Below are 24,032 nucleotides of genomic sequence, written 5' to 3'. Positions count from 1 at the left end.
TATCCTCATCACTCACCGTATAATCGGGAGCATTTAAAATAATAAATTGAAAAATATTACACAGATTGAACATCCAGACACCGCTGATTCAAAAACTCTATAGCCAATGCTCTTCAGCCATTGCTGCTTACTGTTTCTTTGAAAAGAAGCCTGCCATTGATGTATGTTTTATCAAGCTCCAACCAATGGTGATAGGGTTATCACTCCAATGACATGTGAAAGACCTACCAATCTGAGTCGTTTCATTGAAAACAACATATTTAGGTATTGCCCCTTCGGCAATACCATATTTAGGCTCGTAAATATAAAGTATCTTTGCCAATGATAAGGAACAATTATCATCCAAATCAAACAATTCCAATACTCCTCCAAGATAGGTTGCATTCAACATCTTTGTCCTGTCAGGTCTTAATTTAGTTTTGGTATTGCTACAGAAAACTGACCAGACTTCTTCGTCATCGTTCGTATTTACACAATCTGAGAAAGAATTGTATAATTGAGTAATCTTTCCATCTTTTAATAATCCAAACCGAAGGCCCTTATGATTTGCTTTTACAAGAAAGTTTGAATCTTTAAGAGAAAGCATATCATAGACTATTGTAGGCACTTCGGCTTGAGGCAAGCTATCATAATTCACCTGTATAACCTCAGATTTCAATGAATCTTTTAAAAAAGAAGAAACATCATATTTCACTATTTTACGTAATGACGTATCGTAGGCATACATGGTTTCCCTATCTTCAGATAAATTGAATGATTCCACATTTATAAAGTCAATAGGCCCTTGCCCTTTTTCTCCAAATGATTTTATGGGTACACCCTTTAGAGTAAACAGATGGAAGAAATTATTATTAACATTATCCAATACCAGTAGCATTGAGTCTATACATTCTATTTGCAAAGGATACGAAAATAAAAACGTATCATTTAAAACAACCAGTTCTCGCGATATGCTATCGCTACAAATCACTCTGTTTGAAAACTCAATCTTCTCTTTTGTCGAGTGACATCCTAAAAGAATAGTCTCTATTAAGATCAATATACTGATATATTTTCCCATGATCTTTTTAATTTAGAGCTGACTAAAGAGTTCTGCTATAAGTATTTGAAATCCCCCCTTTCCTAAATCGATTCCTCTTTCAAGAAGAAATACTGAGCCAACTTTATTCTCCTAGACTGTAGGAGTCATATACGACATCTACCTTATCATGACTAACGGGACAATCTACAGATCCCCGTCCATAACAATGAGTCTGAGAAGAATCTTCCCCACTTGCCAAAGCTTCTACATTTTGTAACAAAAGAGGATCTGCATCCTGAGATTTTTCTATCGGTTTTAAAACCCAAACAGAAACGATAGCAACCAAAAGAAAAGCTGCTTTTAAATAGTTTTTCATCTTCATAAAATATAAATTTAAATTATTCACTCCAAAGTTAAAGGCTATTAACCAATAAAATATCATGTAATACATTACAATTTATTACATTGCATAAAAACTGTCCTAAATTAACCCTTTTCAGGTAGTACTAATTGATATTTATTAATATCCTTCTGAAAAATAGAAATCTCAGGATCTACACTCAGCACAATACGTAAACGAGAAATTGCAACTCGCAAACGAATCATGTCTCCACTACCATCTTTCCATAAACATTCCAATAGTTCCTCGTATGTTAAAATATATTCAGGAGCATTCAGGAAAGTATCCAATAGTTGACATGCCTGCGAAGTTAGAGATATCGACTGATCACCACAAATCAATAGTTTTGCATAGGAATCAAAAGTAACTTTTGAACTCAGTATGTAAAGTAACGGTTCTTTTCCGGATTCTCTTAATTCTTTAAGTTTTTGAATCTGCATCTTATACTCTTTCAATATTTTCTCCATACTTTTTCGTTCTTCTTCACGCTCTTCACCTTTTAAAGAAAGATCTTTAATTCGTCTTTCATACTCTTTTTGCTTTACCTCCAATCTCTTCTGATCCTTCTCCAATTGCATGCGAACCTTTCTCTCGCGATCCCGATCATTGGCTAAACGCCTTCTATCATTTCGAATTTTAGATATATATCTCTTCGTCAGATACCAACTACAGAAAATAATGATAAGAACAGCTGCCACAATACCTATTACTTCAAATGGAGTGCTATTATACTGATATATAGCTTGCCATAAATAAGACCAGAAAGCAGTGATCTCAATTTCACATCTATTACCTACATAAAAAGTAATTTTGTGTGTACCGAAACACAGGTCGTCACAAGTTTTACATTTAAAATAAGAGGTAGTATTATCCAAATGAGTTATTGATATATGTATGTCGGTATTAGCAAAAATTTTAGATTTCTTGAGCCTTTCGTTCCATAGTTGTTGCAAACTATCTGTAGATAGACAACTTTTCATACAAACAATTGAGTGCCAAGATCGCTCTGCCATACTTTGTGAAATATTCTTTTTACTTTTCTGGAGGTCAACAGTATAAGTCTTAACTCCCTCACTAGTTGTAACACGAATGGTTAAAGGAACAGTATCGACTACTATTCTAGAAACATAAAACATATTTAACTCTAATTGCTTTCTGTGTAGTTCCTCATTCAAAACTTCCTTCAGAAGATACTCGGTTTCGGTATACATTGCTTCCATGTTCCTCTGATAGAAGTGCATACTAATTAAAAATGCTTGCATCAATATCCCCAAAATCCATAAAAATAACCTAGAACGTTTCATCACTGTTTGTTTTTGCAAACAAATGTAATACTTTACAATATTATCTCAAAGTTCCCTCATAGATTTCACTGACTGACAGAGAATAAACTCACAATTGGCCCATTGTTGATGCTGGTAAGCAGGTCTTCAAATATTTGCCTCAAACAGACACAGAAAAGCAGATGTTTGCCACTGTCCTATTTTTCATATCAAATTCAGATTATTTTAATATTTTCCCTTTAAAAAGAAACCTTTACATTATGGGTATATTTCAGTGTATTACAATTTATTACATAGTATTACAATGTCGATATTTACCCCATATACAGGTAATAATAAGTAATAATCTACATTTAACCTCAATTAGCACATCGAATTAACACTTGACACAATCGCATCAGCCCTTGATTATACTACTATTTTTATAAATTTGGATTGACCAAGATATCCCTTTCAATCAAAAAAAATCATCATATCCAAAAATCAGAAACAGATATTTTCATCAGTATATCAACAACTTATAATCCAAAAGATAGTTGCATAAGACAGGTATTACATATAGAGAAGAGGCATCCCTAAATTGAATCTGATTCAACTAGAGAAAATACTCCGTTGGAGGTTTCTTTCTACCCACCCAATAAGCCCTATATAGCATCTTCAATATAGCCAATCGACATCTAAATAGGAATAAAAAACATATAAAATAGGACCATTCGGGCATAAAAGAGAGAAAGAGACTTGACAGTTCAAAATAATAAATAACTCCTCATGGCAAAAGGGTCTTTATTACGAAAAAGATATACATCGCAATTCTGCACCAAATATTACCCATTTCTTTTGAAAGATTATACCCAATCAGGATGTTCAAAAAATCATATACTTGCAGCAACAACAGTAGTTAAGATATTCACAGGAATAAAAAATGTATAAAAAACCATAGATTGAATAGAAACATAAAATTAAAATTTATCTAGCTATAATTATGAAATCAATTCTCACTTTCTTACTAATTATCTTAATGGACATACAACTTAATTACGCATGCCCCTGTAGCCCAACCAATACATTTATTGAAATGAATGAAAGTTTCGCGAGTCAGTTTCAAACGGCCACCATTATTCCAATGTTCTTATGGCAATCGTCATGGTCTTATCCTATTGAGGGCCTGGCAATAGGGTTACTTATCTCCCTTATCGTATATTACCGAATGGTATACAGCACAAAGCTATTTCCTCACGAAAAGCTGAGACTGATCTTAAACATAACCCATAAAACTCAGACACCGCTAACTTTGATCCACCACCTACTGGAAGAAATCATTTCGGACAGTCTCTCCGAATCTACATCCCAAAAGATAAAGCGGATACTCGGATACACCAGTCATATTATGAGTTGCTACCAGAACATTGCGGTATTCGACGATAAGGAGAATGAACTGCATCCGGGCTCCTCTCCCATTGAATTCGAACTTTACACTTTTATAACCTCAATCGTCAACCAATGCCGGGCGTATGCCGATACTCGTCAAATAAAATTAAATATTAATAAAGACTTCAGTTATATCAGTTGCCGGATGGACGAAATAACGATGACTGCCGCTCTGCAATGCCTGCTGAATAAAATGATAGAAGCCACACCTTGCAAAGGCTGCATAAATATGGACGTGTCACACAGCATCAAGCATTGGAACCTCCAGATAACCAATGGACCGGAATGCAGGCAAAGTCACAAAAAGATACTTTCGTTCATCTCTACATTTATGTTAATACACTATTGCGGAAGTCTTCAAATTATAAAAAAGATAATCCGCTTACATGGTGGAAAGTTGATTGGCAGCTATCACGGACGGTCAATAACTCTCCGGGTTACTGTACCTATCAACGGATATTGTAATACCATCCAATGTCCGGAAGTAGTGCCTCCTGTAATGAAAGATGATAAAATCATCCGTCCCGATAAAAAACAGCATCACATACTGCTGGTTATGGCAGATACAGAGTTAAGCAACTATTTGCATAAGGCGTTCTCCATACTTTTCAGAATAACGATCCTTGAAAATCCGGAACAGATATTACATTTCTCGGGAGATCGGCTACCGGATATTATCGTTATTGACGAAACGGTAAACGGCATACGCGGCAAGGAAATCTGTTCTAAAATAAAATCGAATACAAGCATGGTTCATATTCCTGTCATTCTCCTGATCAGTAACAATGATAACGGAAGTTATCTTGCCCATGCGGACTGTGGAGTAGATAAATTGGAACCGCGCGCAATCAATATTTGCAGACTCAAAATGGATATACAAATACTTATCAATAAGCATGAACGTATCATGAAACTCCTGGAGAAAAACCTGTCGGACAATCTGCCTTCACCAACTGCAAAAAGTGAAGAGGACACACTGTTCATAAACAAAGTGAACAAGCTTCTGGAAAAGAATCTTTCAACAGAAAGCTATACAGTTGACATGTTAAGTGCTGATATGGGAATGTGTCGTACCAAATTCTACACCAAAATAAAAGAAATTACAGACAAGACACCTACAGAATACATGCATTATTTCAAAATGAATAAAGCTAAAATTTTATTGGTTACCCAACAATATACAGTTACGGAAATAGCCACTTTTCTAGGCTTTTGTAATGCCAAATATTTCGGAAAACGATTTAAGAAATTCTATAAAGTTCCACCTACACAATATATTAAAGAGGTTTTCTAAAGTTATACGGCTTTATACTCCTTTCAAAAAGCAAATTCAGAAGAAAACAAGTTAATAATCTTCTTTTCATAACACGCTTACAATAAGAATGTTATTTCCTTATATGGCATCATTATCTGAGTCCATATACCCGGGCTCATCGGCCCGCATACCCGGGCTGATGGGCCTGTGTACCCGGGACAATGGGCACAGGTATGCGGGACGAGATAAAGAAAAGACCATTTTCACTAAAGATAACGAGAAAAACAAAATACAATAATGGATATAAACAGATAAAAATCCGAATTTTTATCTGTTTATCAGAAATTTATGATCTATTCGGTCCTTAAAAACAGGAGGTGGAAGATGGAAGATCAAAATACATTTTCGTAGGAAATTTTGAAATCTACGATCAAAAGCCCGAATGTTCATTCTTATTTTCATATGAATCGATTTCCCTGTTTTTCTCACCGGAATAATTCCATTCAATCTCGTCAGTATATTCCTTCCCCTTAGTTGAGACTACAGCTTTCAGTATATTTTTTCCGTCGGCAAGTGATACATTGTCAAACACATAATGTACATCGGTATAGCCATTGCGAATGCCACTCAGTTCCTGCCCATTCAAGTATACTTTCGGAGTTCCGATATTGGAATAAACGGTAACGGCTGTCGTTCGCTTTTCACGATCGGCATTGCGACGCTGTGTGAGATAGAGTACCGGCTCTTCGCTCCAGTTGGCTTTATACCAGAAATAAGAGTCTTTCTTTGTTTTACGATCGAAGGTAATCAGCCCCTTCATGTTACGGGCAGGCACACCGCCACGAGTCCACATAGGTACGGCAAAATCGAACATATTCCAGAGATAAGAAGCAATGATGTACGGATGGTCTTTGATAATACTCCACTGGTATTCATGTGTCTTAGTCTGAAATGTTTCCGGATAAAAAGGCTTTCCCCAATTCAGGGCATCCCCAAGGTATTCGGTCTGATGAGCCAGATTCGCATCGGCACCATATTCGGTCAACATCAATTTTTGATAGGGATAGTCTTTTTCAAGTTGTTCCACCCATGGCTTGATGTCCTGTATCTTTTTCTCGTACCAGCCAAAATAACGGTTCATACCCTGTATGTCTGCGTTCAGGTTGACCGGATGATCCATGTGACCATACCCATTGACCGAAACGGTGTAACGGTCCGGATCTTCTGTCTTGGCAAGATCATGGAGAGAACGGGTCAATGCAGCTGTATACTCATGTGGTTGATATACTTCATTGTGAAGCCCCCATACATAAATGGAAGGATGATTGAAACTCTGGCGGATCAATTCGCGAAGCTGGCTTTGCGCATTCTCAGTTTCGTATCCGGTTACCCGGTTCACGCAAGGTATTTCGGCCCAAATAATCAGTCCCAATGTATCACAGCGGGAATAAAGGTAGTCTGATTGCTGGTAGTGGGCAAAACGGACAGTAGTGGCTCCCACATCCATAATGGCAGCCAAATCGAAATCGTGATGTTCGTTTTTAAGGGCGCTACCCAATCCCCACCAATCCTGATGACGGGTCACACCATACATCGAGTACTTCTCTCCGTTCAGGAAAAAGCCTTTCCCGGCTACTATCTCATACTTACGCACCCCGAGAGGCTGCACCACTTCATCGATTACTTTTCCGTCTGCCATCAGCCTGCAGACAACTTTATAAAGATACGGATCTTTACGTCCCTGCCAGAGATGTGGGTTCTTCAGTTTAAAAGTGGACAAATAAGTTTGTGTCCCTTGCGGACTCAAGTCAAACGACCGGCTGTGTGTACCGACTTTCTGACCCTCCTGCGTATAAATAGTGTTTTCGAGTGTTACAGCAGCAGGTTGAAGTCCTGCATTATCCAATTTTACTTTTACGGTGATATCGGCCGATTTCTTCGATACATCCTTTTGGGTGATGTAGACACCCGGCGAGGCACAATCGGTAACCGTTATGTTATTCTGTTCGGTTACAATCAGCCATACGGGACGATAAATACCGCCGTAGACACCGAAAAGGTTTTGATTGACCGGAATTACATCGGGACGGGCTTTATTGTCGGCTTTAACAATGATTTCATTCTCGGCACCGAGTTTGAGCGCTGTACCTATTTCGCATGCAAAGGCAGAATAACCACCTTTGTGCGTACCTGCCAGTTTCCCGTTGACATACACTTCGGCACAGGCTCCTACCCCTTCGAAACGCAAAAAAACACGCTTACCCTCCAGGTCGTGGGGAAAGAACTGTGTTTTGCGGTAGTAGCCTGCCCCTTCGTAGAAAGAGCCCGACTGTACCTGCATATCCATGGCATTCCAGGTATGTGGAATTTCGACCGTTTCCCACTTTCCATCCCATTGGGAGGCGGCTCGCATCGGATCTGTAGCAAAAGGACCTTTCTTAAATTGCCAGCCGGTATTGAAAGCCGTGACCTGACGTGCCATCAGAGGAATGACACCACTGCACAGGCATAAGCACACGATGATTAAATAAGATAGTTTTCTCATGATATTTTATTTTAATGGTTTGTTAAAGCAAGTGCATAGCGTGACGGGGGTACCGTTACGTTAATGCGTCCCGATATCCGTCTGCTGCTCCGGAAGCCTCCTTAACTTGTAGTTTGATTATAAACGGCTCACCCGGATCTTGCGAAGGCATGGCCACATTATATTCATTCCGGGCAGTTTCAGTTACCTTTACCACCTGTCCATCCGGCAAAACGGCTCTTTCTATTTCGGTACCTTTGGGAACCTTTACTTTAAGAAGCCCCGAATAGGGGCGATTAAATACAACCATGTATACCTCTTGCCCCTTACGGGTATAGTATCCCCAGTCCTGCTTATCCCATCCGGCATAGTCGCATCCATATATACATTCACCATACCTCTTCATCCAGCACCCCAATGCCATCGCCAACTCTTTCTCTTCCGAACGGAAATCTCCATCGGGCTGAGGACCGAAATTCACTACCATATTTCCTCCCATCGACACCGCATGCACAATGCGGTCGATCACCTCTATCGGGGTTTTAACATAGCTCAACGACCAATCTTTGTGATATCCCCACTGATTTTCGGGAACAGTCATACAAGCCTCCCAGTCCCACTTAGTCACTTGTAAGTCTTTTACCGGATCGGGAAGACGCCGTTCATATCCCGACTCATAATCTCCCATAAGACGGCCATTACTGTCAAAGTGCCTCTTACCATAATCATCGGCACGAAGCCGGCTATTAACGGTAACTCCCGGTACAAGTTCTTTCAGCATTTGTTCGGCATGAGCTGTCCACCAACCGTTCTTCTTGATACTTGCATCCCAAGTTCCGTCAAACCAGAAATCTTTGACTGTCGGATAACGGGTAGCCAGTTCCTTCAACTGATGGTCGGTAAAAGTCAGAAAACGGCTGAAAGCAATGCTGTCTTCTTTCGATGTAATCTCATAACGATAATCCGGATGACTCCAATCCATCACCGAAAAATAGAAATGTACATCGATACCTTCATCATTGTAGGCTTTCACCAATTCACCTAAGATATCTTTTCTATAAGGCGTCTGCGCTACGGTATACTGACTGTATTGACTGGGCCAGAGACAGAAACCTTCATGATGTTTTGTCGTAATCTTAACGTATTTCACTCCCATCTCTTTGGCCATCCGGGCCCATTGTCTGGCATCGAACTTAACAGGATTCCATTGTTTCATCAATTCCAGCCAATCGGCAGCAGGGACTTTAGCCCATGATTTCAGCCATTCGGCAGCCCCATTATATACTTTACCTTTCCATTCGCCACCGGGAATAGCATACAGTCCCCAATGAATAAACTCTCCCAAGCGATTGTTGCGAAACCGCTTCATAGCATCATCCTGACGTTTGCCAATGTTGGTAGCTCCATATTTTAAAGGTATCTCCCTGGAGGGCTGTTGAGCATAAACATGGACTGAAATACAAAATGCAAATAAAATAAATAATTTGTTCTTCATAGTGTTCTATTTTCTAAGGTACGCACAAAGATAAAACAATGTAGCCATATAACAAACAAGGTGCAGTCATACCTTCCTGATGACTACACCTTTTTATCTTATATACAAAAACCCGGATTAGCTGAAGACTTCTTCACCCTTCAATGTGGCAGAACTGGCCTCCGTGATTCTCACATTCACGAAATCACCTATCCGATGGGTACCGCGGTCGAATACCACTACCCTATTCTGTTCGGTCCGGCCGAACAGCTGGTCGCGTGAACGCTTCGAAACACCTTCAACCAACACTTCGTACGTTTTACCGATGCAACGATTATTGGATTCGGCCGACAAACGATTCTGCAAAGCAATGATTTCATTCAGCCGACGGACTTTTATCTCTTCGGGAACGTTGTCCTCCAGATGCTTGGAAGCATAAGTACCGGGACGCTCCGAATATTTAAACATAAATGCTGCATCATAACCACAAGCTTCCATCAACGAAAGTGATTCCCGGTGGTCTTCTTCCGTTTCGGAATGGAAGCCGGAAAATATATCGGTAGTAAGTCCGCAATCGGGCACAATACGTTTGATCGCCGCTACCCGGTCCAGATACCATTCACGCGTATATTTGCGATTCATCAATTTCAGGATACGCGAACTTCCGCTTTGTACGGGAAGGTGAATGTGTTTGCATACGTTAGGAACCTGTGCAATCACCTCCAAGGTTTCATCACTCATATCTTTGGGATGCGAAGTGGTGAAACGGACACGTATTCCCGGTGCAGCCTCAGCCACCAGACGAAGTAACATTGGGAAAGTAACTACTTCCCCCCCCTCCTTCTCAAAACGATAAGAGTTTACATTCTGCCCCAGCAGAGTGATCTCTTTGTAACCTTTTGATACCAAATCGGCCACTTCATTCAATATACTCTCCACATCCCGGCTACGTTCACGTCCACGGGTATAAGGCACAATACAATAGGTACAAAAGTTATTGCATCCGCGCATGATGGATACAAATCCGGAGATATGGTTACCACAGATACGCGAAGGAATCACATCCCGGTAGGTTTCAGTAGTCGAAAGTTCTACATTCATTGCCTTCTCACCGGCCTCTACCGAAGCAATCAACTCAGGAAGAGTCAGATAAGCATCCGGTCCTACTACAAGGTCCACATGATGGTGTTCTATCAGATCATCTTTTACCCGCTCGGCCATACACCCCAATACACCTACAATAAGGTGCTTCTTTTTCTTCTTCATCGAATGAAAGAACTCCAGACGATTCAAAATCTTCTGTTCGGCATTGTCACGGATAGAGCAGGTATTCATAAACACCGCATCAGCCTCTTCCAGCGTTTCGGCAACCGAATAACCCGCCATTTGCATCACAGAGGCGATTACTTCACTATCTGCCACATTCATTTGGCAGCCATAAGTCTCGATAAACAACTTCTTGTTGTCATCAGCAGTTGCGGATTTAAAGTCCGCTCCCGTCAATTCGTTCATAAATTCAGAATTTAAATTTGCGTCCGCAAAGATACTGCTTCATCCTCAAAAAGTTGTAAAATGAAACCAAAATAACACCTTAACTTATCAATTTAGAGCTAAAAGGATAATTTATGTTAATAGAACAAACATTTATGGCGTAAGGATTTGGCACTATTAATTTTATTTCACACATTTGTGCAATGAAAGAAACATTAGATTTTTTCATAGTTAAGGTTTAGGTTAAAAAAATTAAGGGGAGCTGTGAAGCTGCCCTTTTTTCATGCCAAAATATTGGTATCAATCAGATTAAATGTATAACTTTGGCGGACTGTAGAAAATAAAAGTACTATGGATGATATTGTAAAAGTCCTCGTCATTATGGCTGCTTTCGCATTACCTCTTATCAGACAGATCAAAAAGAGCAAAACAGAAAGATCTGCCCAAAAACCTTTCGTACCCATTCCGGATACTGAAGAACCGGAAGTCCTGAAAGTCACGCGAAAATACCAACCGTTACACTCCCAACCCACTTCTCAGAAAGTGGAAGTAAAAAAGAACAAAACAGTTTCTCAGAAAATAGAAACGACTCCGGCCAACGACCCGGAATTTACCATTCATTCGGCTGAAGAAGCCCGAAAAGCCATTATCTGGTCCGAAATTCTGAATAGAAAATATTGAAATAATTATTCCTAACACGAAAATAATACTATAATTATGGCATTCAAATCCATTTCTGCAGCAGAAGCTGCCAGCCTTGTCAAACATGGCTACAACATCGGCCTCAGCGGTTTCACACCCGCAGGAACGGCCAAAGCGGTCACTTCCGAAATAGCAAAAATAGCGGAAGCGGAACACGCAAAAGGAAATCCTTTCCAAATCGGCATCTTTACCGGAGCCTCTACCGGAGATTCATGTGACGGTATATTATCACGTGTAAAAGCCATCCGCTATCGTGCCCCTTACACTACCAACCCCGATTTCCGTAAAGCTGTGAACAACGGTGAGATTGCCTATAATGACATTCACCTTTCACAAATGGCACAAGAGGTACGCTACGGATTCATGGGAAAAGTGAATGTAGCCATTATCGAAGCCTGCGAAGTAACTCCGGACGGAAAAATCTATCTGACGGCTGCCGGCGGAATTGCTCCGACCGTCTGCCGCCTGGCCGACCAGATCATTGTCGAACTGAACAGTGCACACAGCAAAAACATGATGGGAATGCATGACGTATACGAACCACTCGATCCGCCTTATCGCCGTGAAATTCCGATCTATAAACCAAGTGACCGCATCGGACTACCTTACATACAGGTCGATCCGAAAAAAATCGTAGGTATAGTAGAGACAAACTGGCCCGACGAAGCCCGCTCATTTGCAGCAGCCGATCCTATCACCGATAAAATCGGCCAGAACGTAGCCGACTTCCTGGCTGCCGATATGAAACGCGGTATCATTCCTTCTACATTCCTTCCGTTACAATCGGGAGTAGGCAACATCGCCAATGCAGTTTTGGGTGCATTGGGACGTGACCAAACAATTCCTGCCTTCGAAATGTATACTGAGGTTATCCAGAACTCTGTGATCGGTTTGATTCGCGAAGGACGTGTAAAATTCGGCAGTGCCTGTTCGCTGACCGTAACCAACGATTGTCTGCAGGGTATATATGACGATATGGACTTTTTCCGTGATAAACTGATCCTCCGTCCGTCAGAAATCTCTAACAGCCCCGAAGTAGTTCGCCGTTTAGGCATCATCTCTATCAATACAGCCATTGAAGCGGATATCTATGGTAATGTAAACTCTACCCACATTGGCGGAACCAAAATGATGAACGGTATCGGCGGTTCGGGCGACTTTACACGTAATGCGTACATCTCTATCTTCACTTGTCCGTCAGTGGCTAAGGAAGGTAAGATCAGTTCTATCGTTCCGATGGTTTCTCACCTGGATCATAGCGAACACTCTGTCAACATCGTTATTACCGAACAGGGAGTAGCCGATCTGCGCGGTAAGAGTCCGAAAGAGAGAGCACAAGCAATCATCGAGAATTGTGCACACCCGGATTACAAACAGATTTTATGGGATTACCTGAAACTGGCAGGTAATAAGTCACAGACTCCTCATGCCATTCAAGCCGCTTTAGGAATGCACGCCGAACTGGCTAAAAGCGGAGACATGAAAAACGTGAACTGGGCAGAATATGAACGATGAACCATTAATGGTAAACCGTTAACGATCAATGGGACGATGAACCGACTGTGGTTTCCACAGAGGGTTCATCGTTCGTCATTGATGGTTTGCCAGTATCTCACATACTTTATTTTGAAAATTCCTTGCTTTAGCGGCTGAAAGTATATTCTGGTTCATTATGGCAAAAGCCACTTGGTGTCCATTAGCCATCTTAAGATAACCGGCTAATGTATTGATAGCAGTATAAGAACCGGTCTTGGCATGTACATTCTTAAACGCCGCCCCTTGTTTCATCCGATTTTTTAATGTTCCATCGATGCCTGCAACCGGAAGGGCCTTATATAATTTCCGGAAAATATCTGTCCGCGAATAAGCAAACTTCAGAAAATCAACCAGTAGGGCAGGAGAGAGGTAGTCGTAGTTGGACAATCCACAACCATCAGCTATCTTATAGTTATCCGGATCATGTCCCAAATCCTGAATCAACCGATATATTTCCTCAATTCCGTCCTTAGCCGAAACCTGCTTCTTACCTGTGGCCCGGGCACCTAAACGGCAAAGCAGTGCTTCCGCACTCAAATTATCACTCTCTTTCATAATCTGGTCTATCACATCCTGAGCCGGGCACTCCCAACGTGCCATACAGATAGAAAGACTGTCAGACCGGAAACTGTCGAAAGCATAATGATTGGAAATCTCTATACCTTTATTACGTAAACGTTCGACAAAAGTATGCATGAAAAAGTCCTGCGAAGAATATACATTTACATCACCTATTCTTCTATTCTCTACATTTCCACTGACAATAAGATTATTTTTATTTTCCAACCAACCTCTTGACACAGAAAACTTACCGGCAGAGGATGTACGTGTTTTAGTTTCATTGGTCATAGTATAATAAGACGATGACGGCTCAAAGCTTAAACGTGCCGAGTCACCTCGTGTCGCCCCCGGAACAGCTGTCACTTTCACCATGCCTTTATGATACATTAATGGTGATAGATAAGGTTGAAAAGAGGAGGGAGTATCATCCCATGCCCAACCGCTTCCCCAATAGAGAGAATCTTTCATCGATATATCTCCGTAGATATTCCCTTTCAATACCGAGAAAGGGAAAGTAATCACCTCTTCTACCAATGCATTCATTCCTTCATCATTAAACTCCGGATCGAATCCGCCAACCACATAGATATCTCCTCGAAGTGTATCATGTTCTATTGTACCTTTATACCACACTTCAGTACGAAAAGGTTCATCTGCGTCCGACCGGGCAAGCGCAGTAATGGTAGTCAAAAGTTTCATGGTAGATGCCGGACGCGAAAGTTTGGTATCACGATAGGTGTAAAGTGTCTTTCGGGCAGTCAGGTCATACACGGAAATACCAACCTCCGAACCTTGAGGCAGTTCTTTTTTAATAAGTGAATCAATCGCTGCAAAATTGGCTTGTCCCCAAGTGATAATCGAAAAACAAAAAGAGAATAAAATAAATAAGTTCAGTTTCTTCATAATGCTTACAAGCTACGAATGACAAACTACAAGTTACGGACTGCAGTTCGCTACATGATTAATCTGCACCCCACTATAATCCGTAACCTGCAATCTGTAACTCTTATAATGCTTCACGGAAAATCTCGGCAACCGTAGGATGTGGGAAAACAATCTTCTTCCACTCGGCTGCCTTCAGTTTCATTTCTACAGCCATCCCTGCCAACGTGATAATCTCAGAAGCAGGATTACCCAAAACATGTGCTCCCAAAATAGTATCATCCTCGCCAAGCAGCACCTTACATACTCCATTCACTCCTTCATTCTCAGCAACAAAACGTCCGGAATATGCCATGGGAAGTTTTACGGCACGGTAAGCAATGCCTTTTGCAGTCAGAGATTCTTCTGTCTGCCCGACACCGGCTATTTCAGGATTAGTATAAACTACCCCGGGGATAGCGGCATAACTCATCCTATCTTCTTTTCCAAGAATTGCATGTACGGCTACTTCTGCTTCACGGACAGCAGTATGTGCCAATAAGGAGAATCCGGTTAAATCACCGCAAACATAGACTCCGGGTAACGAGCTTTCCATTTGCCCGTTCACTACAATACTTCCACGTTCTGTCCGTTGCAGGTTAAGGTTCTCAAGCCCAAAGCCTTTTGTCACCGGACGACGTCCCACACTCATTAATAGCTTTTCGGCAATCACGCTTCCTGCCCCTTCGGCGTTTTCATAAGAAACCACAGCACCTTCTTCCGTCTGTGCCAATGAAACGACTTTGGTACTTAACAGGAACTGAATGCCCCGCTTTGCATAGTCGGCACGCAACAGGGCGGAAAGCTCTTTATCCATGCCTCCCAGAATTTCATCCATCATCTCAATAACGGTCACCTTCACACCCAGACTATTGAAAAAGGACGCAAACTCCATACCGATCACTCCACCGCCCACAATGGCAAGTGAAGCCGGCAACTCCTTATTGTCTAACGCTTCACGATGTGTCCAATAGTTTACACTATCGATTCCGGGAATAGGAGGAATAAAAGTTTCGGAACCTGTACAGAGAATTAAGTTATCACATTCATAAGTTTCTTCACCGCAACGAACCGTATTCTTGTCCAAAATGGTTGCCTCTCCACTTATAATAGTAACATTATTGGACGTTAACTTCGATTTTACCCCTAAAACCAGTTTACGTACCACCTTCGATTTACGAGCAATGATCTTAGGAAGATCAAAAAAGACCTCTGGAACCGTTACAGCATATTTTGACGCATGTTTAGCACCATCATAGGTTTTAGCCGAATAGAGTAACGTTTTTGTCGGGATACACCCTTCGTTCAGACAAACACCTCCTAAATTTTGTTTCTCAAAAAGCAACACACTCAGTCCTGCTTTCCCGGCAGCCTCAGCAGCCGTATAGCCGGCAGGCCCTCCACCGATAATAATAACCTGGTATTTCATAGTTCACTAAATTAAGTTTCTTGTTTTTTCAATCAGTTCCATAAATTCCTTTTCTTTCACCGGAAGTACAGAAGCGTATTTCCCTTTTCCATATTCTATCAATAGATAGTTGGTTACAGAGAAACTTCCGAATTTCATAGAATGGACTTTCCGGATAGAAGTAATTTCTGCAATAGGAATGGTTTTCTTACGGATAAAACGGCCATGATTAAGTAACAGCAGGCCGTCTGCCGTAACGGTATAAACAGTATGTATGATCTGTTCGATAACAACAATCAGAAACAACATCATCAGAGTAGCTAATATAATATTCTTACACCATAAGAAACCAAAAGCATTAACACCCAATACAACCAGCAGGAAATATTGGTACCAGACAATGCGAGCATGAAAGATACGGTTCATTTTGTCAGATTTTTGGCGGAAAGTTAGTAAATTTATGAATTAATGGCAACGAAAAGCACAACGAAAAAACTTATTTTGTAGCTTTGCGGTGATAAACACTAAAACTTATGGTTAAAAAGTTCGATTTCCTCGTAATCGGTTCTGGTATCGCCGGAATGAGTTTTGCCCTAAAAGTGGCACATAAAGGAAAAGTTGCCCTTGTTTGCAAAAGCGGGCTGGAAGAAGCAAACACTTATTTTGCCCAAGGAGGAGTGGCCTCAGTGACCAATCTGCTGGTAGACAATTTTGAAAAACATATTGAAGATACAATGATTGCCGGTGACTGGATCAGTGACCGTACCGCTGTAGAAAAAGTCGTACGTGAAGCTCCCGCACAGATACAAGAACTGATCAGTTGGGGTGTAAACTTCGATAAAAACGAAAAAGGAGAGTTCGATCTTCACCGGGAAGGAGGTCATTCGGAGTTTCGTATCCTGCACCATAAAGATAATACCGGCGCCGAAATTCAGGACAGCCTGATTCGAGCCGTACAACAACATCCGAATATAACGGTTATTGAAAATCATTTTGCCATCGAAATCCTGACACAACACCATTTAGGAGTAACCGTCACCCGTCAGACACCGAACATCAAATGTTATGGAGCCTACATACTCGATCCGAAAACAGGGAAAGTGGATACTTATCTGGCCAAAGTGACATTAATGGCAACAGGTGGAGTAGGGGCTGTCTACCAGACTACAACCAACCCGCTTGTAGCAACCGGCGACGGCATTGCCATGGTATATCGGGCAAAAGGAACCGTAAAAGATATGGAATTCGTACAATTCCACCCGACAGCGCTTTACCATCCGGGCGATCGTCCTTCTTTCCTCATTACCGAGGCGATGAGGGGATACGGTGGTGTACTTCGTACCATGGACGGGAAAGAGTTCATGCAGAAATATGATCCCCGTTTGTCTCTGGCACCGCGTGATATCGTAGCGCGTGCTATCGATAATGAAATGAAAAACCGTGGAGACGACCACGTTTACCTCGACGTAACTCATAAAGATCCGGAAGAGACTAAAAAACACTTCCCCAATATATATGAGAAGTGCCTGAGCCTGGGAATCGATATTACCAGAGAATATATCCCTGTAGCACCATCGGCTCATTACCTTTGCGGAGGTATTAAAGTGGATTTGAATGGCCAATCTTCTATCGAGCGGCTATACGCTGCCGGCGAATGTTCGTGTACAGGTTTGCATGGTGGCAACCGGTTGGCTTCAAACTCACTGATAGAAGCAGTGGTTTATGCAGATGCTGCTGCCAGACATTGTTTATCGGTTATCGACCAATATACTTATAACGAAGAAATTCCGGAATGGAATGACGAAGGTACCCGCTCACCGGAAGAAATGGTACTTATTACTCAAAGCATGAAAGAAGTCAATCAGATCATGAGTACCTATGTAGGTATCGTCCGCAGCGATCTCCGGTTGAAACGTGCATGGGATCGTCTGGATATCTTATATGAAGAGACCGAAAGCCTTTTCAAGCGTAGTGTAGCATCTAAAGAAATATGTGAGCTGCGTAATATGATCAATGTAGGTTATCTGATTATGCGTATGGCCATGGAGCGTAAAGAGAGCCGCGGTCTTCACTACACGGTCGATTATCCGCATGCCGGTAAATAGAAAAAAATAACTCAACAGAGAGATAAAAGAAAAGGTGGGGCTATATTTAAGTATAGCTCCACCTTTCTGCAAAATGCAATCTGTTAATAATTTTCTTTCTTGATTTCGAAGTATGCTTGTGGATGCAGACATGCCGGACATACCTCAGGAGCTTCTTTACCCACTTCGATATAACCACAGTTACGGCACTGCCATACAACTTCGCCTTCTTTAGCGAATACAGATGCAACTTCTATATTTTTTACGAAAGCAAGGTATCTTTCTTCATGCCCTTTTTCTGCAATAGAGATATTGCGATACATAGCAGCGATCATTGGGAAACCTTCCTGTTCTGCAACATCTGCAAAATGCGGATAATCCAAAGACCATTCTTCATGTTCGCCTGCCGCTGCAGCCTGCAAATTCTGAAGAGTATTACCGATAACACCGGCAGGATAGCTTGCAGTGATTTCAACCATACCTCCTTCAAGGAACTTAAACATACGTTTTGCATGCTCTTTTTCCTGATCGGCAGTCTCTGTAAAGATAGCTGCAATCTGTTCGTAACCTTCTTTTTTAGCTACACTTGCAAAATAAGTGTAACGCATTCTTGCCTGTGATTCTCCAGCAAATGATGTCAGCAAATTCTTTTCTGTCTGAGTGCCTTTAATACTTTTAGTCATAATCTGATTTATTTTAGATTGGTAATTACGTTTGTCGATTATATGCCGTTATTAATAACGCAAATATAAGGATTTAGTTCAAAAAACACGGAACTTTATCCATTAATAATATCTATAAGAACATAGACAAAACCGATCTAAAATAAATAAGATGTTCAAAAACATAATATTGCCATTTATTTTATGTAATTTTGCAACCTCGACTTTGCAAAACGGAGATTATAACGACATTTATCACATTATATAAGTAAAAGAAGGAAATGAAAGTGTTGGATTTCAAACCAAGGTTATTCTCTACCTTGAAGAACTACTCTAAGGAAACGTTTATGTCAGATCTGATGGCAGGTATCATAGTAGGTATCGTAGCCTTACCTCTGGCCATCGCATTCGGTATCGCATCAGGTGTATCACCCGAGAAAGGAATTATTACAGCTATCATTGCAGGATTCATCATCTCTTTGCTCGGAGGAAGCAAGGTACAAATCGGAGGACCGACCGGAGCATTCATCGTCATCATTTATGGCATCATCCAGCAATATGGAGAAGCGGGATTAATCGTAGCTACACTGATGGCCGGCATACTCCTGATCCTATTAGGAGTATTTAAATTGGGAGCGATTATTAAATTTATTCCCTATCCGATCATTGTAGGCTTTACCAGCGGTATAGCCGTCACTATTTTTACAACCCAGATTGCTGACATATTCGGATTGAATTTCGGTGGAGAGAAAGTTCCGGGAGACTTTATCGGAAAATGGATGATCTATTTCCGGCATTTCGACACAGTCAACTGGTGGAACGCTGTCGTAAGTATTCTCAGCATCATCATTATTGCCATTACTCCGCGGTTTTCGAAAAAGATACCGGGTTCTCTTATTGCTATTATTGTGGTAACGATAGGGGTATATGTATTAAAGACATATGCCGGCATTGATTCCATCGATACCATTGGCGATCGTTTTACCATCAAATCAGAATTGCCCGAAGCAGCCATACCCACCCTCAACTGGGAAGCCATCAAGGATTTATTCCCTGTAGCCATTACAATCGCTGTATTGGGAGCTATCGAATCATTACTATCGGCAACCGTAGCCGACGGTGTGACAGGAGATAAACACGATTCAAATACCGAACTGATCGCACAAGGAACAGCCAATCTGATCACACCGTTATTTGGTGGCATCCCCGCAACCGGAGCCATTGCCCGCACAATGACTAATATCAATAATGGCGGTAAAACACCGGTAGCCGGTATCATTCATGCTATAGTTTTATTGCTGATCCTCCTGTTTCTGATGCCTCTGGCGCAATACATCCCAATGGCCTGCCTGGCAGGTGTATTAGTCATCGTATCATATAATATGAGTGAGTGGCGTACATTCAAAGCATTGCTGAAGAATCCCAAATCGGATGTGACCGTATTGCTGATCACCTTCTTCCTTACCATTATCTTCGATCTGACTATTGCCATCGAAGTAGGTTTGGTGATCGCCTGTATCCTGTTTATGCGACGTGTGATGGAAACAACCGAGATATCTGTCATCAAAGATGAAATCGATCCGAATGACGAACTGGACATTGCCGCATGCGAAGAGCATCTGATAATCCCTGCCGGCGTGGAGGTATATGAAATTAATGGTCCGTACTTTTTTGGTATTGCCACCAAATTTGAAGAAACAATGGCACAATTGGGTGACCGTCCTAAAGTACGCATCATCCGTATGCGTAAAGTTCCATTCATCGATTCGACCGGTATTCACAACCTGACCAGCCTTTGTAAAATGTCTCAAAAGGAAAAGATCACTATCGTACTCTCGGGAGTAAACGAGAAAGTACACAAAACCCTTGAGAAGTCGGGTTTCTATGAATTACTGGGAAAACAAAACATCTGCCCGAATATAAATGTAGCGTTGGACAGAGCCAAAGAAATTATAAATTAATCATCTGATACTATCTGCACACACGAAGCGGATGGAAGTGAATAAATCATCACTTTCATCCGCTTTCTTTATTATATAACTCACCAATTCTATGGATTCCACATTGCATTATACCTTTTTATAGGTATTGTAGACTCTTTCAGGTACACATACCTTTGCGGCTCGCTAAATTTTAATATTAATTTAATGCTGTTAAATGTATGAAGCAAATTTATAGTACCCTGCTTTTATTAGTTTTACTAATATTCCCATCGTTACTTTTTGCCACAGAACCAGAGTCTGTCGATAGAGTCCCTGCCATCCGTGGAGTAGTCTATGACGAAACTGATACGCCATTGGCTTCGGCCACTGTCCAAATAGAAGGTACCACCATCGGAACAACAACCAATAGTGAAGGCCGATTTATTCTGCGTAATCTGGCACGTAAAGTTTACAAGATAAATGTCAGCTTTGTAGGATATGTCACTCAAACCCGTACAGTCGATCTCACCTCGAGAAGTGTAGCGCAACTCTCGTTTACGCTCTTACCGGACGATAATTTACTATCGACTGTAGAAGTGTTCGGAGAACGATATAAACAACCGAAAAAACTGGATGCCATCACCCGCATGCCTTTACGTCCCAGTGAACAGATACAGAGTATTTCTGTAATCTCAGAAAAATCGATTACCGAACAGGGGGCACTTACCGTAACCGATGTCGCAAGAAATGTACCCGGAGTTACTCTTTTCGGATCGTATGGCGGAGTAAGAGAAAGCATGTCCATCCGCGGATACCGGGGAGTACCTATTTTAAAGAATGGAGTCCGGATAGATTCCGATTTCCGTACCGGCTCTGCTTTATCCGAAATGCAGGGAGTAGAAAGCATACAGGTCATCAAAGGTTCCGCAGCCGTCACACAAGGTATCGGAAACGACCTCGGAAGTGCAGGCGGAGTAATCAACGTAGTAACCAAAACACCCAAGTTCACCAATGAAGGAGAAGTATCTTTGCGGGCAGGCAGCTGGGGATTGTTCCGCCCCACATTCGACGTACAGTCCGTTCTGGATAAAAATCAGACGATCGCTTTCCGTATGAACGGTGCCTTCGAACGTTCGGATAATTATCGTCCGGTTATCCATTCCAATCGCGTATACATCAACCCTTCATTAGAATGGCGTCCGGATGACAAAACAAGCGTTACCATAGAAATGGATTATCTGAATGATAACCGTACTCCTTATACCAGTTCAGTCAATCTATCGAAAGATACGGAAGAGAATCTGTACGACATGCCACACAACAAATTCCTGGGATTCAAAAACGATAACGTAAACAACAAGACGCTGACTTATGCCGCACGCATCACTCGCCAGCTGACAGATAATATCAGTGTGCGGGCAGCATATTTCGGCTCTTCATATAAAGTGGATAATACAAGTACTTCCGTAAAAACCGTAGTCAATAAAGAATATAACATGCGTAGAAGAACGATTTCACGTTCATTACGCGATGACCGCAACTCAACTTTCCAGCTTGACTTTATCGGCAGAGATATTTTCACCGGCCCTGTTAAACATACATTCCAATTAGGATTCGACTACAAAAACACCGATCTGTCGATCACCAATTATACCCCTGTCAATATAGACACTATCAACGTACTGGCCCCGAGCATCTCGAATGTGCTACCTGTCGCGGTTAAATTTGTTCCCGAAACCCCGGTAGAATCCAATTCTTCAAGTTATGGAATAATGGCACAGGAAGTAATGACTTTTAATAAGTATATAAAGGCTATCCTGGGACTGAGATACAGTTATATCAGCAGTCAGGACGGCACAAGTGCAGGTCCCACTACCGGAGATGCCTGGAATCCGATGTTAGGCATCATGCTGACTCCGATAAAGAACATTAATTTGTTCGGTTCATATACAACTACTACCAGCCTTCTCCATGCAGCCAGACGAATGGAGAACGGAGATGAAATAGGTCCGTCGAAGACCCGCCAGTTTGAAGTGGGCATCAAGTCCGATTGGCTGAATAACCGCCTGCGCTTTAACCTGACATATTTCGATATCCTTACTAAAAACCTCTCTTATAGTACTTATCATCCGGGAACTACTCAACCTACCGGTTATTTTGATAAAGCGGGAAGTCTGAAAAGAAAAGGTATTGAAACCGAATTAAGCGGAAGTATACTTGAAAACCTCCAAGTAATGATGGGTTACGCTTATCTGGATGCAAAATACGAAAACAGCCCGGCCTTTAAAAATGGTTCAGCCCCGATGAATACCCCGAAACATACTGCTAACGGATGGATTCAATATCGATTCGACAAAGGAGTATTAAAAAGACTATCAGCCGGTATAGGAGTCTATTTCGTAGGTAAACGTCCTGTTAATGATTTTGCAATCAAGCCGGACGGACACGGCTCCATGACCAACGAAAAGCCTTTTGACATGCCCGGTTATACTACAATAAACGCCCAGCTGGCCTATAGTATCCACAAGTTTACTGCCCGTGTATACCTGAACAACCTGTTCGATGCATTAGGATACAATTCGTATTATCGCGGAGGTTATATCAATCAGATCGATCCACGTAATTTCTCAGCAGTAATCTCTTACCATTTTTAAATGAAGATAAAAAAATATTGCCGTTACATTCACTTATGGCTTTCACTACCGGCAGGGATCCTGATCAGCATCATTTGTTTTACAGGCGCCATCCTTGTATTCAAAGAAGAGCTTCTGACAATAATGGGATATGATTCCATCCGAGAAAGTCCTTTGATGATCGTAATGAAGCTTCATCGGTGGCTTATGGATGATACCCGTACGACAGGTAAAATGATTGTAGGTATTTCTACCCTTTTTTTCATCTTTATCCTGATCAGCGGACTTACAGTATACTGGCCGCGCAAGTGGAAGAAAAGCCGGTTGATTATAGAACATCAAAAAGGCAGAAGAAGGTTAATGTTCGATTTACACTCTGTACTGGGATTATATGCAGCACTTATCTTATTAGTATGTGCACTCACCGGATTGATGTGGTCATTTCAATGGTACAGAGACATCGTAAGTTTTATCTTTGATGCGGAAGTAAAACGCGGAGCACCTATCTGGAAAATAGTACGTGCTTTACATTTTGGCACCTATGCGGGAATGTTTTCAAAGATCGTCACTTTTATCGCTGCCCTGATAGGAACTTCATTACCTGTCACAGGATATTGGATGTATCTGAAAAGAAAAAAATTACTATAGCCCGCTACCGCAAATTTCACAGATTTAATAATCATTTCTATGTTAATCTGTGTAATTTGCGGTGTTTTCAACACATCTT

The 24,032-nt window shown here is 41.4% G+C and carries 16 protein-coding genes and 1 pseudogene; 7 read left to right on the top strand and 10 right to left on the bottom strand.

The annotated features are described in order from the left end of the window. Positions 1 to 226: 226 nt before the first annotated feature. From BF9343_RS00165 to BF9343_RS00155, 3 genes and pseudogenes are all read right to left on the bottom strand, one after another. Positions 227 to 1,060, bottom strand: a pseudogene (locus BF9343_RS00165) (BF3164 family lipoprotein); the annotation flags it as partial. Between the two features lie 103 nt (positions 1,061 to 1,163). Next, on the bottom strand, positions 1,164 to 1,403 hold the full coding sequence (locus BF9343_RS00160) for an NVEALA domain-containing protein (protein ID WP_032572340.1): 240 nt from the start codon (positions 1,401 to 1,403) through the stop codon (positions 1,164 to 1,166). 104 nt (positions 1,404 to 1,507) lie between these two features. Then, positions 1,508 to 2,725, bottom strand: coding sequence for a winged helix-turn-helix domain-containing protein (locus BF9343_RS00155; protein ID WP_041926160.1), 1,218 nt, complete (start codon positions 2,723 to 2,725; stop codon positions 1,508 to 1,510). Between the two features lie 997 nt (positions 2,726 to 3,722). On the opposite strand from BF9343_RS00155, the gene BF9343_RS00150 reads away from it, so the two are divergent. Next, positions 3,723 to 5,426 carry a hybrid sensor histidine kinase/response regulator transcription factor gene (locus BF9343_RS00150; protein ID WP_172579060.1) on the top strand — a complete coding sequence of 568 codons (1,704 nt, stop codon included), beginning with the start codon at positions 3,723 to 3,725 and terminating at the stop codon, positions 5,424 to 5,426. Positions 5,427 to 5,817: 391 nt separating this feature from the next. Here BF9343_RS00150 and BF9343_RS00145 read toward each other — a convergent pair whose 3' ends face one another. The 3 genes from BF9343_RS00145 to miaB all read right to left on the bottom strand — a co-directional run bounded on the left by BF9343_RS00145 (position 5,818) and on the right by miaB (position 10,897). Further along, positions 5,818 to 7,932, bottom strand: a complete 2,115-nt coding sequence (locus BF9343_RS00145) for a glycoside hydrolase family 2 protein (protein WP_010991858.1) — start codon at positions 7,930 to 7,932, stop codon at positions 5,818 to 5,820. A 55-nt stretch (positions 7,933 to 7,987) separates the two neighbouring features. After that, positions 7,988 to 9,406 carry an alpha-L-fucosidase gene (locus BF9343_RS00140; protein ID WP_005783586.1) on the bottom strand — a complete coding sequence of 473 codons (1,419 nt, stop codon included), beginning with the start codon at positions 9,404 to 9,406 and terminating at the stop codon, positions 7,988 to 7,990. Positions 9,407 to 9,523: 117 nt separating this feature from the next. After that, complete coding sequence (miaB, locus tag BF9343_RS00135) at positions 9,524 to 10,897, bottom strand: tRNA (N6-isopentenyl adenosine(37)-C2)-methylthiotransferase MiaB (protein ID WP_005783584.1); 1,374 nt, start codon at positions 10,895 to 10,897, stop codon at positions 9,524 to 9,526. A 330-nt stretch (positions 10,898 to 11,227) separates the two neighbouring features. Between miaB and BF9343_RS00130 the strand changes: the two genes are divergently transcribed. Together BF9343_RS00130 and BF9343_RS00125 are read left to right on the top strand one after the other, a co-directional pair. Further along, on the top strand, positions 11,228 to 11,557 hold the full coding sequence (locus BF9343_RS00130; protein ID WP_005783583.1) for a hypothetical protein: 330 nt from the start codon (positions 11,228 to 11,230) through the stop codon (positions 11,555 to 11,557). A gap of 36 nt (positions 11,558 to 11,593) precedes the next feature. Next, positions 11,594 to 13,093 (top strand): acetyl-CoA hydrolase/transferase family protein, encoded by a 1,500-nt coding sequence (locus BF9343_RS00125; protein WP_005797086.1) that lies wholly within the window; start codon positions 11,594 to 11,596, stop codon positions 13,091 to 13,093. A 75-nt stretch (positions 13,094 to 13,168) separates the two neighbouring features. Here the strand turns inward: BF9343_RS00125 and dacB are convergent, their stop codons facing one another. The 3 genes from dacB to BF9343_RS00110 form a co-directional block, all read right to left on the bottom strand. Beyond that, entirely contained in the window at positions 13,169 to 14,578 is a 1,410-nt protein-coding gene (dacB, locus tag BF9343_RS00120) for a D-alanyl-D-alanine carboxypeptidase/D-alanyl-D-alanine endopeptidase (RefSeq protein WP_010991857.1), read from the bottom strand. 103 nt (positions 14,579 to 14,681) lie between these two features. Further along, the gene (gene lpdA, locus BF9343_RS00115) at positions 14,682 to 16,025 is read right to left on the bottom strand and encodes a dihydrolipoyl dehydrogenase (RefSeq protein ID WP_005797088.1); all 1,344 of its coding nucleotides are present in this window, start codon (positions 16,023 to 16,025) and stop codon (positions 14,682 to 14,684) included. Between the two features lie 6 nt (positions 16,026 to 16,031). Continuing rightward, complete coding sequence (locus tag BF9343_RS00110) at positions 16,032 to 16,430, bottom strand: PH domain-containing protein (RefSeq protein ID WP_005783575.1); 399 nt, start codon at positions 16,428 to 16,430, stop codon at positions 16,032 to 16,034. Positions 16,431 to 16,537: 107 nt separating this feature from the next. Here BF9343_RS00110 and nadB point away from each other — a divergent pair, with 107 nt between their 5' ends. Further along, positions 16,538 to 18,109, top strand: coding sequence for an L-aspartate oxidase (nadB, locus tag BF9343_RS00105; RefSeq protein WP_010991856.1), 1,572 nt, complete (start codon positions 16,538 to 16,540; stop codon positions 18,107 to 18,109). Between the two features lie 83 nt (positions 18,110 to 18,192). On the opposite strand, the gene rbr is transcribed toward nadB, so the two are convergent. Continuing rightward, positions 18,193 to 18,771, bottom strand: coding sequence for a rubrerythrin (gene rbr, locus BF9343_RS00100; RefSeq protein ID WP_005783570.1), 579 nt, complete (start codon positions 18,769 to 18,771; stop codon positions 18,193 to 18,195). 260 nt (positions 18,772 to 19,031) lie between these two features. On the opposite strand from rbr, the gene BF9343_RS00095 reads away from it, so the two are divergent. From BF9343_RS00095 to BF9343_RS00085, 3 genes are all read left to right on the top strand, one after another. After that, positions 19,032 to 20,711: a SulP family inorganic anion transporter gene (locus BF9343_RS00095; protein ID WP_010991855.1), complete on the top strand. Its 1,680-nt coding sequence runs from the start codon at positions 19,032 to 19,034 to the stop codon at positions 20,709 to 20,711. A gap of 200 nt (positions 20,712 to 20,911) precedes the next feature. Next, on the top strand, positions 20,912 to 23,326 hold the full coding sequence (locus BF9343_RS00090) for a TonB-dependent receptor (RefSeq protein ID WP_005783566.1): 2,415 nt from the start codon (positions 20,912 to 20,914) through the stop codon (positions 23,324 to 23,326). Beyond that, positions 23,327 to 23,953 carry a PepSY-associated TM helix domain-containing protein gene (locus BF9343_RS00085; protein WP_005797095.1) on the top strand — a complete coding sequence of 209 codons (627 nt, stop codon included), beginning with the start codon at positions 23,327 to 23,329 and terminating at the stop codon, positions 23,951 to 23,953. Positions 23,954 to 24,032 lie beyond the last annotated feature (79 nt).

Source organism: Bacteroides fragilis NCTC 9343 (genome assembly GCF_000025985.1).
GTDB classification, from domain to species: domain Bacteria; phylum Bacteroidota; class Bacteroidia; order Bacteroidales; family Bacteroidaceae; genus Bacteroides; species Bacteroides fragilis.
The sequence above is the reverse complement of the archived record's forward strand: the minus strand, read 5'-3'. Positions and strand labels throughout refer to the sequence as shown.